Here is a 16,056-nt window from a genome sequence, read left to right as displayed (position 1 = left end):
CCTAGGCATCGGTCGGCCCTCCAGCAGAGGACGACTGATGCATTCTATGAACGACTATTCCTCGGCCATTCAACTGCGGTCGGACCGGTGGAGCGCCCTGCGCGCCGCCGCCGCCGCCATGTCGCGTGACCCTAAGGGCAAAGGCGCGGCGCAGGGCCGCAAGGAAATCGAGGCGCTGTTCGACTCGCTGGCCCTGATCGAGCCCTATTGGGCCTTTCCGGGCATGTCCGCCTTTGACCACATGCGCCGTCAGTTCGCCCATGGCAATTTCGAGGATCTGGCCTTTGCCGTGAACCGGGTGACCCGTGCGCTGACCACCGGCGCTTACCGGCGCCGCACGATCCCGCTGGAACGCGACAGTCTGGATCAAGACGAACATGACGACGAGGCGATGCTCCCACCCGAGGCGCGCGCTCTGGCCAAGCCCTATTTCGAAGTGCTGATCGTTGACAGTGTGAACGAACAGCAAGAGCGCTGGCTGCGCAGCAATGTCACAAGGATGCGCCGCAGCGAAGACCCGTTCATCTACGAAGCCGTCGTGGTGCCGAGCCTCGAAGACGCGCTGATTGCGGTGATGTTCAACCACAACATCCAAGCCATCGTCGTCCGCCCCGGCCTGACGTTGAAATCAAAGGTCGATCAGCAGATCCTGACCCGCTACCTCGCCCGCGCGGGGGGGCAGGACGAAATCGACGCGCTTGAACCTGAAAGCTATGGCCCCGAACTTTGCCGGATGATCGCCAAGGTCCGGCCCGAGTTGGACGCCTATCTGGTCACCGAACGCTCGGTCGAGGATATCGCCGGGCTGGATCTGGGGATCTGCCGCCGGGTTTTCTACAACCAAGAAGACTTCATGGAACTGCACCTCAACATCCTGCGCGGGGTGCAGGCGCGGAATAAGTCGCCCTTCTTCACCGCGCTGGTGGAGTATTCCAAACAGCCCACAGGCGTTTTCCACGCCATGCCCATCAGCCGCGGCAAGTCGATCACCCGCAGCCATTGGATTCAGGACATGGGGGCTTTCTACGGGCCTAATATCTTCTTGGCGGAGACTTCGGCCACGTCCGGCGGTCTCGACAGTCTGTTGGAACCGCATGGCCCGATCAAAGAGGCACAGGAACTCGCCAGCCGTGCTTTCGGCTCTAAACAGACGTTTTTCGCCACCAACGGCACCTCGACCTGCAACAAGATCGTCGTGCAGGCGCTGGTGCGGCCCGGTGACATCGTGCTGGTCGACCGCGACTGCCACAAGTCGCATCACTACGGCATGGTGCTGGCCGGCGCGCAGGTTAGCTATCTCGACAGCTATCCGCTGAATGAATACTCGATGTATGGCGCGGTGCCGCTGCGCGAGATCAAGCACCGGCTGCTGGAGTTGAAAGCGGCGGGCAAGCTCGATCGCGTGCGGATGCTTTTGCTGACCAACTGCACCTTCGACGGGTTGGTCTATAACGTCGAGCGGGTGATGGAGGAATGTCTGGCGATCAAGCCCGATCTGATCTTCCTCTGGGATGAGGCATGGTTCGCTTTTGCCCGGTTTAGTCCCACATATCGCCAGCGCACGGCGATGAATGCGGCCAACACCCTGCGCGAGAAATTTAAGTCTGACGCCCATGCCGACGCCTATGAAGCGCAGCAAAAAACGTTGAAAGACGCGGATTATGAGACCCTGCTCAACACGCGGCTGATCCCGCCGCCGCAGGCGCGGGTGCGGGCCTATGCCACGCAATCGACCCATAAAACCCTGACCTCCCTGCGGCAGGGGTCGATGATCCATGTCAACGATCAGGACTTCAAAGGCGAGGTCGAACAAAGCTTTCACGAAGCCTATATGACGCACACGTCAACCTCGCCAAACTACCAGATCATCGCCTCGCTGGATGTGGGGCGGCGGCAGGTCGAACTTGAGGGCTTTGAGTTCGTGCAGCGGCAGGTCGAAGCGGCGATGTCGATGCGCCGCGCGATCAGTGAACACCCCTTGCTGCGCAAGTATTTCAAAGTGCTGACCGCGGGCGACATGATCCCCGAAACCCACCGCGAAAGTGGGGTGACCAGCTATTACGACACCGAGCAGGGCTGGACCGACATGTGGGATTGCTGGGAACAGGACGAGTTTGTCCTCGACGCCACACGCGTGACGCTTGCCGTGGGCGGCACCGGCTGGGATGGCGATACCTTCAAGACGCAGATCTTGATGGATAAATACGGCATCCAGATCAACAAGACCTCGCGCAATACCGTGTTGTTCATGACCAACATCGGCACCACGCGCTCTTCGGTCGCCTATCTGATCGAAGTGCTGGTCGAGATCGCCAAATCGCTCGACGATCTTTTGGACGATGCCAGCCGGATGGAACGGCTCTCGTTTGATCGGCGTGTCACCAACCTGATGGAAAACTACCCCCCGCTGCCAGATTTCAGTTGCTTCCACGAAGCCTTCCGCGCCGCGGATACGCCCGAGGGGGACATTCGCACGCCCTTCTTCCTCGCCTATGATGAGAAAAACTGTGACTACCTCGACCTGAACGGCTCACTCCAAGAGGTAATGGACGCGGGCGATACCGTGGTCTCGGCCAGTTTCATCATCCCCTATCCGCCCGGCTTTCCGATCCTTGTTCCCGGACAGGTCGTCAGTCAGGAAATTCTCGACTTTATGCGTGCCTTGGACGTGAGCGAGATCCACGGATACCGGCCCGATCTGGGCCTGCGCGTCTTTACCGCGGAGGCGCTGAAACGCGTGCGCCGCAAAGACCTTTCTTCTTCACCCGTTTGACCAAAAGGACCCACGACATGGTAAAAATTCTCAAGAATATCTCCGAAATCCGCCGGTTCTTTCACCGAAACGAGGACCCGGTCTATTTCATCTCGGCCACCAACTTCAATCTGTTGGGCCTTGATGAATGGGTGAAGAATTTCAAATACATCTGCTATATCGACTGCTACGGCGGTAAGCACCCCAACGTCTTTTGCCCCTCGGAACAGCCCCATGCAGAGTTCCAGAGCATCGAGGACATCAACAACTACCTGCTGCAGCACAAAGAGGTCATCGACTTCATCAAGCGTCGCGGCGGCAAGCCCAAGTTCGTCTTTTTGATGTTCGACGAAGAGACCGAGCGTCTCAGCAAGGAGTTGGGCGCCGAGGTCTGGTTCCCGAAAGCCAAGCTGCGCCAGTCGATGGACAACAAGATCGAAACCGTGCGCATCGGCAATAAGGCGGGTGTGCCCTCGGTGCCGAACGTTCTGGCCGAGGTGAAATCTTACGACGACCTGAAAAAGACCTGCGAAAAGGCCGGGATCGGCCATGATCTGGTGTTGCAGTCGGCCTATGGCGACAGCGGGCATACGACCTTCTTCATCAAGTCCGAAGCCGACTTCCGCCGCCACGAGAGCGAGATCATCGGCGAGGGCGAGATCAAGATCATGAAGCGGATCGATTGCCGTGGCGCGGCGATCGAGGCCTGTGCGACCAAGGAGGGCACCATCGTCGGCCCGCTGATGACCGAACTGGTCGGTTTCAAAGAACTGACCCCCTATCGCGGCGGCTGGTGTGGCAACGAAATCCTCGCCACCGCCTTCCCGCCGAAGGTGCGGGAGAAGGCCCGCGATCTGACCTTCAAGTTCGGGGAGCAGCTGCGCAAGGAGGGCTATCGCGGCTATTTCGAGCTCGATTTCCTGATCGACAAAAAGACTGGCGATCTGTGGCTGGGCGAGTTGAACCCGCGCATCACAGGTGCGTCTTCGATGACCAACCACGCCGCCTTCGCCCATGCCGATGCGCCGCTCTTCCTGTTCCACCTGTTGGAGTTCAGCCGCAAGAAGTTCAACCTCGACGTGGATGAGTTGAACGCCCGCTGGGCCGATCCGGACAACATCGATGGTTGGAGCCAGATGGTCATCAAACACACCGATGACAGTGTCGACATCTGCACCGAAGCGCCCGAGACCGGCATCTACAAGATGAAGGAAGACGGCAGCGTGGTCTTTGACCGCTTCGACTATCACCGCCGCGCGGTGGAGAGCGAGAACGAAGCCTTCTTCCTGCGTATCCTGCAACCGGGTGATTACCGCTACGAAGGCGCGGATATCGGCATCCTTGTGACGCGGGGGCGGTCGATGACGAAGTCTTTCCAGTTGAATGAGCGCGCGAAAAAGTGGATCCACGGGATCAAGCGCAGTGTGGACGGTAAACCCATCCCCTCCGCTTCCGCTGGTCCGGAGTTTTCTGATCCGGCGTTCAAGATCCTGTAGCAAGATGAAAGGCCGCGATGTACTGGCGCGCACTGTCCGAAGACCAGCCCGGCCCCAAGTGGGCCGGTCTCTTCGCGGCCTATTGGCCTGACTACCACGCGTGGTGGCTGAAGGAGGGGGAGGCCGCGCGCCCGACCTATGCCCAATGCCGCCGTGCGCTGGCCAAACACATGCCGGAAATGCTGCCGCTCTATGACGAGCTTTGCACCCTCACGGGCGGCGGCGATCATGCGGCGCGGTTTCTGAGCTTCTATTGCCCGCCACCCTATCTCTCGGCCTGTTCACAGGCGATCTGGGCCGGGAAAGAGCCGGTCATGGTGCGCAACTATGACTATAACCCCAATGCGTTCGACGCGATGGTGCTGCGCTCGGGCTGGCAGGGGCGGCAGGTCATGGGCACCTCGGACGGGCTATGGGGGCTGGTCGATGGGGTGAATGATGCGGGGCTGTCGATCTCGCTGACCTTTGGCGGGCGGCGCGTGGTAGGCGAAGGGTTCGGCGTGCCGCTGATCCTGCGCTATGTGCTGCAGACCTGCGAAACCGCGCAAGAGGCGGGCGAGGTGCTGGCACGGGTGCCCACGCATATGAGCTATAACGTCACCGTGCTTGATCGGAAGCGGAGCTACCTGACCGCGATGATGGCCCCAGATCGGCCGGCGGTTATCACGCGCGCGGCGGTGGCGACGAACCATCAAGAAAGCGTCGAGTGGATTAGCCACGCCCGTTTTACCGCCACGGTCGAGCGGGAGCGCTATCTTTTGCAACGTCTGCGTTTGCACCGCGATCCGGAGGAAAAATTCATCGGGGCGTTTCTGAAACCTCCGCTCTACTCCACGGCCTTTAACGCCGGGTTTGGCACGCTTTACACCGCTGTTTACCGTCCACGAAAACGCGAGATGGAATTGCGCTGGCCCGGCACGACTTGGGCGCTGTCGCTGTCGGATTTCACCGAAGGCGCGCGGCAGGTCTTGGTGCCGGGGGCGGCATGAGCGGGGCGACGCGCAAAGGGCCGCTGTCGTCGCTGCGGGTGGTGGAGTTTTCCGGCCTCGGCCCCGCCCCACTGGCGGGGCAACTGCTGGCTGATCTGGGCGCGGATGTCATCACGGTCGACCGCAAAGCCGCCCCGGCGGACCCGTCCGATATCAACCGGCGGGGCAAGCGGTCGGTGGTGCTGAATCTGAAAACCCCCGAAGGGATCGTGGCAGCGCGGGCGCTGATTGCCGCTGCCGATGTGCTGATCGAAGGGTTCCGCCCCGGCGTGATGGAGCGTTTGGGCCTCGGCCCGACGGATTGCTCTGACAAGCTGATCTATGGCCGCATGACCGGCTGGGGTCAGACCGGCCCATGGGCGCAGACGGCGGGGCATGACATAAATTATCTGGCTCTAACCGGGGCCTTGCACGCCATGGGCAGCGCGGGTGCGCCCCCGGTGCCGCCCTTGAACATGGTGGCGGATTACGGCGGTGGCACGATGTTCTTGCTGTTTGGCATCCTCTCGGCAGTGATCGAGCGGGGGGTGACCGGCAAAGGTCAGGTTGTCGATGCCGCAATGGTCGACGGGGTGCCTGCGATGATGGGGTTGATCCACGGCATGTTGGCCCAAGGCACATGGACCGAAGAACGCGCTGCCAATTGGCTTGACGGGGCCGCGCCTTTCTACCGCTGCTACACCTGCGCCGATGGGAAGTTCATCTCGGTGGGCGCGTTGGAGCCGCAGTTCTACGCCATTCTGTTGGAGAAGCTGGGTCTGCCTGCGGACCTTGCGGCCAGTCAGAACGACCGGGCGACTTGGGAGGCGCGGAACGCCGAATTCGCCGCGATATTCGCAGCCCGCGCCCGTGACGACTGGGCCGCGCATTTCGACGGTTCGGATGCCTGCGTGGCCCCCGTGCTCAGCTTTTCCGAAGCGCCGGACCACCCGCAGATGGCGGCGCGCGGCAATGTGGTGAAGGTGGACGATGTGCTGCAATCGGGCCAAGCGCCGCGTTTTGGCGACACTGCGCCCCAGATGCCAAGCCCCCCGCGTGCCATCGGGGCGGACACCGATGCGGTGCTAGCTGAGCTTGGCCTGCGTTTGGACCGCACATGAAAAACCCCCGGCGCATGGGCCGGGGGTCAACTTTAGATCGAAAGCTCAGGCTTAGGCCGCTTTGCGGTCGTGTTTGCCTTCTTCGATCTCCTCGACGATCTTGGCGACGAATGCGTCGAGATCCTCGGGCGAGCGGCTGGTCACGATGCCTTGGTCGGCCACCACTTCGCTGTCTTCGTACTGTGCGCCGGCGTTCTTCACGTCGGTCGCGATGGAGCTAAAGCAGGTTGCCTTGCGGCCTTTGATGATGCCTGCTTCGATCAGCAGCCATGGGGCATGGCAAATCGCGGCGACGGTCTTGCCGCTGTCGTGGAACTTGCGGATCAGGGCCACCGCGTCATCGTTGGCGCGCAGCAGGTCAGGGTTGATCTGGCCGCCGGGCAGCACGATGCCTTGGTAGTCATCAACATTTACGTCCCGAAGGGCGAGGTCTGCGGGCACGGTGTTGCCCCAGTCGTCTTCGTCCCAGCCCTTGATCTCATTCCCGTCGGGGGTGGCCACATGGACGGTGGCGCCGCGGTCGCGCAGATCGTTCAGGGGTTTTTCCAGTTCGGACTGCTCAAAACCGTTGGTGGCGAGGATCAGGATCTTTGCATTTGTGATATCGGTCATTGCTTTCTCCTTTGTGATTTCTGTTGGACCAACGATGTGCATGGCCGCCTGTTCCGCTCACATTCGCGCGAGTGCAATGATCCGCCGGTGCAGATGCGCCACAGGGCCGCGAATATTTGTTGATACAGCGAAGTGCGGCATCATATATGCGTTCAGAATGGATCACCCCGACACCCCCCTCGCCGATCTGCCCATGGACGAATTGATCGTCTGTCCGCAATGCGACGCCGTCTACCGGCTGCGCCGCCCCGCCCACGGGGAACGCGCGGCTTGTGAGCGGTGCCACACGGCCCTGATCACGCCGCGCAGGAACGCAGGTTTGCAAATCATCGCCGTTGCGGTGGCGGTGATGGTGTTGATCATCGGGGCGGCGGTCTTTCCCTTCCTTACGATTGACGCGGCGGGGGCCCGCAACGCGGTGTCGGTGCTGGATGCGGCGCTTGCCTTTTCCGGGGGGCCGATGATCTTTCTGTCGCTGGCCACGGCGGCGCTTATCTTTTTCATCCCGCTTTTGCGGGTATTGCTGACGCTCTATGTGTTGATCCCTGTGGTGCTGGATCGCCCGGCTGCGCGGCACGCCGTCGCCGCCTTTCGCCTGTCAGAGGAACTGCGCCCCTGGTCGATGGCCGAGGTCTTTGCCATCGGCTGTGCGGTGGCGCTGGTTAAAGTGGCCGATCTGGCCGATGTCGGCTTTGGCCCGGCGTTTTACATGTTCGGCGCGCTGGTGATCCTCGTCATCGCGCAGGACAGATTCTTATGCAAATGGTCTGTATGGAACTCTCTGGAACATCCCAAGACATCCTGAGCGCGCGGGAATTGGGCGTTGTGGCCTGCACCCGTTGTAGCAAGCCCGCGCCGATGGGCACGCAGACCTGCAGCCGCTGCGGCAGCAAGCTGGTCTCACGCGATCGGTTGAGCCTTCAGCGTGTCTGGGCGTTCTGGACCGTGGGGCTGATGTGCTACATCCCCGCCAACACCTACCCGATGCTCAAGACCCGAACGCTGTTTCAAGTTGAGGAAAGCACCATCATCGGCGGCGCGGTGGAGCTGGCGCAATACGGCAATTGGGGGATCGCCTTTATCATCCTCTTTGCTTCTGTTGCCATTCCGCTGGCCAAGTTCATGGCCGTGGCCTTTCTTGCGATCAGCGTCAAACGGCGCTCTGTCACCTCGCAGCGGCAGCGGCACTACCTTTACGAAGTGGTTGAGTACATTGGCCGCTGGTCGATGATCGATATCTTTGTGGTTGCGATTTTATCCGCTCTGGTGCAACTCAAGACACTGGCCGCCATCAATCCCGGTACCGCGAGCATCTTTTTCGCCCTCTCCGTGATCTTTACCATGCTGGCGGCACAAGCGTTTGATACCCGTATGATCTGGGACGCTCAGACCAAGGACGAGGGCCTGAAAACCGATGACTAAGACGCCTCCCGACGTACCGATTTCTCCGACACGCAAGATGTTCCTCAGCGGGGCGTCGGTGATCTGGATCATCCCGATCCTTGCACTTATCGTGGCGCTCTTCGTGGCGTATCGCTCTTATAGTGAACGCGGCCCGGTGATCATTGTGGAGTTCGAAGAGGGCGCGGGCATCTCTGCCGGAGAGACCGAATTGCGCTTTCGCGATGTGACGGTCGGCGTGGTCGAAAAGGTCGGCTTTACCTCGGATCTGGACCGGGTGACGGCGCATATCCGGCTCGACAAAGATGTGGCCCCCTATATCGACAACGGTGCAGTCTTTTGGGTCGTACAGCCTGAAGTCACCGCGCAGGGCATTACCGGCCTCAGCACGGTGCTGAGCGGTGTCTATATCGAAGGGTCATGGGACCAACAGGTCGGCCCGGCGGCGCAGCGTTTTCAGGGGTCCTCGACCGAGCCGTTGATCCGTGGCGGTCAGGGTGGGCTTGAGATTGCCTTTCGGTCCACCGCCAATGGTCAGCTGACCGACAACGCGCCGATCCTTTACAAGGGCATCGAAGTGGGCCGCGTAGGCTATGCCAAGATCGCCCCGCGTGGCAACTTTGCCATCGTCGAGGCGCTGATCTTTGAAGAGCACCGCCAACTGATCAATGAATCCACCCGTTTTTGGGACGCATCCGGCTTTAGCGTCAACATCGGCCCGGCGGGGGCCGAGATCGACTTTTCCTCGCTCGCGACCCTCGTGGGCGGCGGCATCACCTTTGACACCTTCGTTTCGGGCGGTGCGCAGGTGTCTGACGGGACGGTGTTTGAGATCTACCCCGACAAGGAAACCGCGCGGAACTCTGTCTTTAACGCTTCCGAAGTCGATCCGCTCAAGTTGAGCGTTGTGTTCGACGACAATATCTCAGGGCTGATCGTCGGCGCCCCGGTTGAAATGAGCGGGCTTGAGATTGGGGAGGTCGAGACCCTGTCGGGCCTCGTGGATTTCGAACGCTTTGGTGATAGCCGGGTTCGGCTCAATGCGATCCTGTCGATCCAACCGGCGCATCTGGGGTTGCAAGATGACGTAACCGCCGAAACCGCGCTGGCGTTCTTGCAAGAACGTGTGGAAAACGGCCTGCGCGCGCGGCTGGCCTCGGCCAGTCTGTTGACCGGCGGCCTGAAGGTTGAGTTCGTGACGGTGGAAGACGTGGCTGCGGCATCGTTGGAAGCGGCGGAAAACGGTCTTGCGCTGATGCCGACCACCGAAAGCGATGTCTCCGATGCGGCGGCCACGGTCGAAGGGGTCTTTAGCCGGATCAACAGCCTGCCGATCGAAGAGTTGCTCAACAGCGCGATTACCTTCCTCAATTCGGCAGAGGCTTTCGTCTCAGACGAAGACCTGCGCGAAACGCCGCAGGATGTGCGGACCCTCTTGGGTGAACTGACGGGGCTGGTCTCCTCAGAAGAGGTCAAGAACGTGCCGGTCGCCTTGAACGGAACGCTGGTGCGGATCGAAGAACTGGTGGCCCAGCTTGAGGAGGAGCGGATCGCCGAGCGCCTGTCCACCGCGCTTGAAGGAGCGTCGGAGGCGGCGAACGCGGTATCGTCTTCGGTTGAGGGCGTGCCAGAATTGGTAGAGCGCATTCAGGCCGTGGCGGCCAAGGCAGAAACGCTGGAAATCGAAGAGCTGGTCGTCGCGCTGACGGACCTTACCGAATCCGCTGATGCGGTGATCGGCACCGAAGACGCGGTGGCCCTGCCGGGCGCGCTCAAGCGGGCATTGGACGAGGTGAACGCCACGTTGGTAGAATTGCGCGAAGGCGGCGCGGTTGAGAATGTGAACCGCACCTTGGCCTCGGCCCGCAATGCGGCGGATAACATCGCCGTCTCGGCCCGCGATCTGCCGCAGGTGGTCGAGCGTTTGACCGCGCTTTTCGCGCAGGCCAGCCGCACCATCGAAGGCTATAACCAAGGCGAACAGCTCAGCCGCAGCGCCGAGCGCACCCTGCGCGACATCCAGAAAGCCGCCGATGCGCTTGCATCTTTGGCGCGGACCATCGAACGTAACCCCAATTCTCTATTGCTGGGACGGTAAAGCATGAATGTTGCAAGACCTCTGATCACCCTCGGCCTGCTGGCAGCCTTGGCGGCCTGTGGCGGCGCTGCTGAGCGTTTCACCGTGCGCGCCCCGGCGGTCACGGAAAAGACTTCGATCGCTTTTAGCTCGGTTGAGGTGCGCGATGTGTCCCTGCCGACCTATGCCGCCGCCGAAGAGATTTCGCTGCAGATGGCCGATGGCAGTCTGGTCAGTTCGACCGATGTGCTGTGGGCCGATGCCCCCGAACGGGCCGTGGCGCTGGAGCTGAGCCAGAACCTCGCGCGGATGACCGGGCGGCGCATCGCGTCTGAGCCTTGGCCTTTTGAGGCTTTCCCCGACGCCCGTCTCGAAGTGCGCTTTGCCGAACTGGTGGCCACCGAAACCGGAGAATTCCGCGCCTCTGGTCAGTATTTTGTGGCCGTCCCCGATGACCGTCGGGAGCGTTCGGGCCTGTTTGACCTCAGCGTGCCGTTCAACCCCGAAGGTGGGGCCAATGCCATCGCCACGGCGCGCGGCCAGCTTGTGCTCGATCTGGCCCGCTACATCGCGCAAAACGGGTTGAAGTAGGGCAGTTCGCCCGAAAATGACCTTGCGGCATGTCGTGTTCAGTCTGTTCGGAATTTTCTGAATAGACTTGATTTGTGCCGGGCCTTGTTTATCTACCGTCAACGCAGCGTGTCGTTGACGGGGAACAGATGGATACCACAGACCAAATCGACCAAGTCCGCGATGATTTCATCACGCGCATGGGCGTGATCGCCATGGGCGAGGGCTTGCCCCGCATGTCGGGACAGGTCTTTGCCATGCTCGTTTTCGAGGGCGAGCCGATTGCCTTTGGCGCGCTGTCGCGCCGTTTGTCCGTCAGCCGCGCCACGATCAGCACGTCCATCCGCGTGCTGGAAGAGCGGGGCCTGATCCGGCGGGTGAACAAGACCGGCGACCGGCAGGACTACTTCCAACTTGCCGATGACGCCTATGCCGCGATGACAAAATTCGCGCTGGCAGGCACGCGCCACGCCAAGGCCGAGATTAGCGACACGATCAGCAAACTGCCCGAAGAGGCCGACGGCGTACGCGCGAGGCTCGATTCCTTTGCCGAGTTTTACGACGCGATCAGCACCGCGCTTGATGATGTCGCAACCCGGGTGAGCAAACCCAAGAATTGACGCGCGACCTGTAAACAGGATCGCGGTGATGGAGTTCGATCAATGAGTAACACATCTCAAGAGCGCCAGACGCTTTCATTCGACAGCGATGCTGGCTCGAAACGGTCGAAATTCATCGCCGGTGGAATCGCGCTGTTGATCGGACTTTGGATGGGCAGCGGCTATATCATCCCCGCCGAAGAAACCGAGGAAGCCGCGCCTGCCCCGCTCTCGCCCGAGGCGGTGACAGTGGCCGTGCGCGGCTCTCAAGCCAAAAGCGTGACGCAGGTCTTTGTGGCCGAAGGTCAGGCCCTGCCGGACCGCGACACGATGGTCCGCGCCGAAGCAGGCGGAGAAATCGCCGAGGTGCTGGTTGCCAAGGGCGATGTGGTCGACGCGGGCGCGTTGATCGCACGGCTCAGCACAACGGCACGGGATTCCGATCTGGCCCGCGCCCGCGAGGAATTGAGCCGCGCACAGCGGGAATACGACAATGCCGAAGCGCTGCTGGACCGGGGCGTCTCGACCGTGGACCGGGTCAGCCAGGCGCGGGCGACCTTGGCCGCGGCGCAGGCGTCGGTCACTTCAGCCGAAGAGGCGCTGAACAACACCGAGATCCGCGCCCCCTTTCCCGGTCGGCTAGAGATGCTGGATATCTCTGCCGGAGAGTTTGTCTCTACCGGTGAGGAAATCGCACGTCTGGTCGACAACACCCCACTGACGATCCAAGTGCAGGTGCCACAGCAGTCGCTGAAAGACATCAAGGAAGGGCAAAGCGCCGAGGTCGTGTTCATCACCGGAACAGAAGCGCAGGGGAAGGTGCAATTCGTCTCAAGCAGCGCCAGCGCCGAAACCCGGACCTTTACCGCCGAGGTTAGGGTCGAAAACGCCGATGGTGCGATCCCTGCCGGTATCTCGGCCCGCGTGCGTATTCCTACGGGCGAAACCCGCGCGCATTTCGTCTCTCCGGCGATCCTGTCCTTGGACACCAATGGCACATTGGGCGTCAAAACCGTGAATGACGAAGACAAGGTCGTTTTCAATAAGATCGCGATCGTGCGTGCCCAGACCGATGGTATCTGGATTGCGGGCCTGCCGGATGAGGCCGAAATCATCACCATCGGGCAGGGCTTCGTGAACGACGGAGAGACGGTTAACCCCCAGCCCGAAACCGGCACGGATGCCAGCCCCGAGGGGCAGCCGATGGCGGGCGTGCCTGAGATTGACGAATTGGAGGAACAGCCAACCGGTGACGGGCAGATCACCGGCAGCGCCGAAGCCGCCCAGCCGGAGCAGGTGGAATGAACGCGCTGATCGACGCCGCTTTCAGCCGCGCCCGCGTGGTGATCCTAAGCTTGGTGATGATCTTGGCCGTCGGTGCCTATGCCTATATCGGCATCCCCAAGGAAAGCTCTCCCGAGATTCCGATCCCGACACTCTATGTCTCGACCTCGCTCGAAGGCATCTCTCCGGAAGATAGCGAACGGCTGTTGGTCGAACCGCTTGAGACCGAACTCAGTGCCATTACCGGGCTGAAACAGATCACCTCCAACGGCGCCGAAGGTCATGCCTCGGTGCAGTTGGAGTTCGAGCCGGGTTTTGATTCCGACGAGGCGCTCGACAAGGTGCGCGAAGGCGTGGACCGGGCCAAGTCGGACCTGCCCGAAGACGCCACCGACCCGGTCGTGACCGAGATCAACACCGCGCTTTTCCCGATCCTGACCGCAATCCTGTCCGGGCCGGTGCCGGAACGGACGCTCAACACCATTTCGGAGGAGTTGAAGGACGCGATTGAGGGGCTGTCAGGTGTGCTTGAGGTCGATGTCGGCGGTGAGCGTACGGAACTGCTGGAGGTGCTGATCGACCCCACAGTGTTCGAGACCTACAACATCTCTTTTGAAGAGCTGATCAGCCAGATCAACCGCAACAACCGCCTGATTGCGGCGGGGGCGATTGAAAGCGGCGCGGGGCGGCTGGTGCTCAAAGTGCCGGGGCTGATCGAGAATGTCGAAGATGTCATGTCGCTGCCGATCAAGGTGCGTGGCGATACGGTGGTGACCTTCGCCGATGTCGCCGCGATCCGCCGGACGTTCAAAGACCCCACCGGTTTTGCCCGTATCAACGGCCAGCCCGCGCTGGCGCTAGAGATCAAGAAACGCTCCGGCGCGAATATCATTGAAACTGTCGCCGCCGTGCGTGAGTTGATTGACGAGATGCGCGCGGAATGGCCCGACAGCATCACCGTCAAATACACCCAAGACGAATCCGAGCAGGTCCAAGACATGCTCAGCGATCTTGAGGCCAATGTCATCGCGGCGGTGATCCTTGTGATGATCGTGATCGTCTGGGCCTTGGGCGTCCGCTCGGCGCTGCTGGTGGGGCTGGCGATTCCGGGGGCGTTTCTGGCTGGGGTCACGGCGCTCTGGGTTATGGGCTATACGATGAACCTTGTGGTGCTCTTCTCGTTGATCCTTGTGGTGGGGATGCTGGTGGACGGGGCCATTGTGACCACCGAACTGGCCGACCGCCGCCTGCAAGAGGGGCATGCGCCCCGCGCCGCCTATGCCCATGCCGCCAAGCGCATGGCATGGCCGATCATCGCCTCTACCGCCACGACGCTCAGCGTGTTCTTCCCGCTGCTGTTTTGGACCGGCACGGTGGGGGAGTTCATGAAGTTCCTGCCCATCACGGTGATCCTGACCCTGACCGCATCGCTTTTCATGGCGCTGGTTTTTATTCCCGTGGTTGGCGGGATCATCGGCAAACGGCCCCCGCAGTCCGCCAAGGACAAGGCCACGCTCTATGCCGCCGAACAGGGCGATCCGCGTGACCTGAAGGGCTTCACCGGCGGCTATGTCAAACTGCTGCAATTCGCCATTCTGCGGCCATGGATGACGCTGATCCTTGCAATTGCCATGCTGATGGGCGGCTTCACCGCCTATGCGCAATTTGGCAACGGCATCACCTTTTTCCCTGAAGTGGAACCTGATTTTGCGCAGGTACAGGTGCGCGCGCGGGACAACTTCTCGATCTACGAACAAGACGCGCTGGTGCGGCAGGTCGAACAACGTCTCTTTGCCTATGACGAGATTGCCAGCGTCTATGCCCGCACCGGCAGCAGCAACCGTGACAGCGCCGACCTGATCGGCACCATTCAGGTAGAGTTCACCGAATGGGACGAACGGCGGACCGCCGCCATGATTGGCGAAGAAATCCGGACCGAGATGGCGGCCATTCCGGGGATCGACGTGCAGGTGCAAACCGCCTCGAACGGCCCATCGGCGGGCAAGCCGGTCAACCTGCGGGTCCAAGCCCATGATCCTGAGGTGCAGCAACAGGTGGTCGACCAAATCCGCGAAAAGATGGCCGATATCGGCGGCTTTACCGACGTGACCGACTCGCGCCCCCTGCCGGGGGTGGAGTGGCGGATCGCGGTGAACCGCTCTGAGGCGGCGCGGTTTGGGGCCGATATCTCGACCTTGGGCCAAGCGGTGCAATTGCTCACGCGGGGCATCACCGTGGCGGATTATCGGCCCGACGATGCCGAAGGCTCCATCGACATCAACGTGCGCTTTCCATCGGATGAGCGCACGCTGGAAGAGTTGCAATCGCTGCGCGTGCCGACCTCGGCGGGGCTGGTGCCGATCTCGAACTTCGTGACCTTTGAGCCAAGCCCCCGCACCGGTACGATCACGCGGGTGGATCAAGAGCGGGTGGTGACAATTGAGGCTAACGTCGCACCGGGCGTTCTGGTGAACGACCAAACCGTCGCCCTGCGCAGCGCGATTGACGCGATGGACCTGCCGCCGGGTGTCGAGGCCTCCTTCGCCGGGGAGGCGGAGGACCAGCAGGAATCGATGATTTTCCTCGCGGGGGCGTTTATTACCGCGATTTTCCTGATGTTCGTGATCCTCGTGATCCAGTTCAACAGCTTCTACCAAGCCTTTGTCGTCATGTCGGCCATCGTCTTTTCGATTGCCGGGGTGCTGTTCGGCCTGCTGGTCACCGGACGGCCCTTTGGGGTGGTCATGGGGGGGATCGGTGTGATCGCCTTGGCGGGGATCGTGGTGAACAATAATATCGTTCTGATCGACACTTATAATGACCTCAAAAAAGCGGGGCTTTCGCCGCTTGAGGCCGCGCTGCGCACCGGGGCGCAGCGTTTGCGTCCGGTGGTGCTGACCTCGGTCACCACGGCGCTTGGCCTGATGCCCATGGTGATCGGCCTCAACATCAACTTTTTCACCCGTGAGATCGTCTATGGCGCGCCCTCTACCCAATGGTGGACCGAGCTGAGTTCGGCCATCGCGGGCGGTCTGGTGGTGGCCACTGTGCTGACGCTGGTGGTGACACCGGCGATGCTGATGCTGGGAGAGAAGAAAGCGAAACGCACCGAGCCGACCCCGCAAGAGCCGGAACCGGTCGCGATCTAAGTCAAGGTCAGGCGGCCCAAGATCAGG

At 61.4% G+C, this 16,056-nt stretch carries 12 protein-coding genes; 11 read left to right on the top strand and 1 reads right to left on the bottom strand.

The window, feature by feature from the left end; all coding sequences use genetic code 11:
- Nucleotides 1–37 precede the first annotated feature (37 nt).
- From J3456_RS12240 to J3456_RS12225, 4 genes are read left to right on the top strand one after another with little or no spacing between them, the layout of a single operon-like run.
- Nucleotides 38–2,773: an aminotransferase class I/II-fold pyridoxal phosphate-dependent enzyme gene (locus J3456_RS12240; RefSeq protein WP_349580487.1), complete on the top strand. Its 2,736-nt coding sequence runs from the start codon at nucleotides 38–40 to the stop codon at nucleotides 2,771–2,773.
- 17 nt (nucleotides 2,774–2,790) lie between these two features.
- Nucleotides 2,791–4,248, top strand: coding sequence for a biotin carboxylase (locus tag J3456_RS12235; protein WP_349580486.1), 1,458 nt, complete (start codon nucleotides 2,791–2,793; stop codon nucleotides 4,246–4,248).
- A 17-nt stretch (nucleotides 4,249–4,265) separates the two neighbouring features.
- Nucleotides 4,266–5,237, top strand: a complete 972-nt coding sequence (locus J3456_RS12230; RefSeq protein WP_349580485.1) for a C45 family autoproteolytic acyltransferase/hydrolase — start codon at nucleotides 4,266–4,268, stop codon at nucleotides 5,235–5,237.
- Nucleotides 5,234–6,337 (top strand): CaiB/BaiF CoA transferase family protein, encoded by a 1,104-nt coding sequence (locus tag J3456_RS12225; RefSeq protein ID WP_349580484.1) that lies wholly within the window; start codon nucleotides 5,234–5,236, stop codon nucleotides 6,335–6,337. The genes J3456_RS12230 and J3456_RS12225 overlap by 4 nt, the downstream gene beginning before the upstream one ends.
- A 51-nt stretch (nucleotides 6,338–6,388) precedes the next feature.
- On the opposite strand, the gene J3456_RS12220 is transcribed toward J3456_RS12225, so the two are convergent.
- Nucleotides 6,389–6,949, bottom strand: coding sequence for a type 1 glutamine amidotransferase domain-containing protein (locus J3456_RS12220; protein WP_132444011.1), 561 nt, complete (start codon nucleotides 6,947–6,949; stop codon nucleotides 6,389–6,391).
- Between the two features lie 157 nt (nucleotides 6,950–7,106).
- On the opposite strand from J3456_RS12220, the gene J3456_RS12215 reads away from it, so the two are divergent.
- The 7 genes from J3456_RS12215 (at nucleotide 7,107) to J3456_RS12185 (ending at nucleotide 16,029) form a co-directional block, all read left to right on the top strand.
- Nucleotides 7,107–7,754, top strand: a complete 648-nt coding sequence (locus tag J3456_RS12215; protein WP_259946908.1) for a paraquat-inducible protein A — start codon at nucleotides 7,107–7,109, stop codon at nucleotides 7,752–7,754.
- Nucleotides 7,712–8,371: a paraquat-inducible protein A gene (locus J3456_RS12210; RefSeq protein ID WP_201722075.1), complete on the top strand. Its 660-nt coding sequence runs from the start codon at nucleotides 7,712–7,714 to the stop codon at nucleotides 8,369–8,371. The genes J3456_RS12215 and J3456_RS12210 overlap by 43 nt, the downstream gene beginning before the upstream one ends.
- Nucleotides 8,364–10,448, top strand: a complete 2,085-nt coding sequence (locus tag J3456_RS12205; protein WP_349580483.1) for a PqiB family protein — start codon at nucleotides 8,364–8,366, stop codon at nucleotides 10,446–10,448. Before J3456_RS12210 ends, J3456_RS12205 begins: the two co-directional genes overlap by 8 nt.
- A gap of 3 nt (nucleotides 10,449–10,451) precedes the next feature.
- Nucleotides 10,452–11,018: a PqiC family protein gene (locus J3456_RS12200; RefSeq protein WP_349580482.1), complete on the top strand. Its 567-nt coding sequence runs from the start codon at nucleotides 10,452–10,454 to the stop codon at nucleotides 11,016–11,018.
- 128 nt (nucleotides 11,019–11,146) lie between these two features.
- Nucleotides 11,147–11,617 carry a GbsR/MarR family transcriptional regulator gene (locus J3456_RS12195; RefSeq protein ID WP_067939715.1) on the top strand — a complete coding sequence of 157 codons (471 nt, stop codon included), beginning with the start codon at nucleotides 11,147–11,149 and terminating at the stop codon, nucleotides 11,615–11,617.
- Nucleotides 11,618–11,659: 42 nt separating this feature from the next.
- The gene (locus J3456_RS12190; RefSeq protein ID WP_349580481.1) at nucleotides 11,660–12,901 is read left to right on the top strand and encodes an efflux RND transporter periplasmic adaptor subunit; all 1,242 of its coding nucleotides are present in this window, start codon (nucleotides 11,660–11,662) and stop codon (nucleotides 12,899–12,901) included.
- Nucleotides 12,898–16,029 carry an efflux RND transporter permease subunit gene (locus J3456_RS12185; RefSeq protein ID WP_349580480.1) on the top strand — a complete coding sequence of 1,044 codons (3,132 nt, stop codon included), beginning with the start codon at nucleotides 12,898–12,900 and terminating at the stop codon, nucleotides 16,027–16,029. The genes J3456_RS12190 and J3456_RS12185 overlap by 4 nt, the downstream gene beginning before the upstream one ends.
- Nucleotides 16,030–16,056: the final 27 nt, after the last annotated feature.

Source organism: Sulfitobacter sp. NFXS29 (genome assembly GCF_040148765.1).
In the GTDB taxonomy this organism is placed as follows: domain Bacteria; phylum Pseudomonadota; class Alphaproteobacteria; order Rhodobacterales; family Rhodobacteraceae; genus Sulfitobacter.
This window is presented reverse-complemented; position numbering and strand designations above follow the sequence as displayed.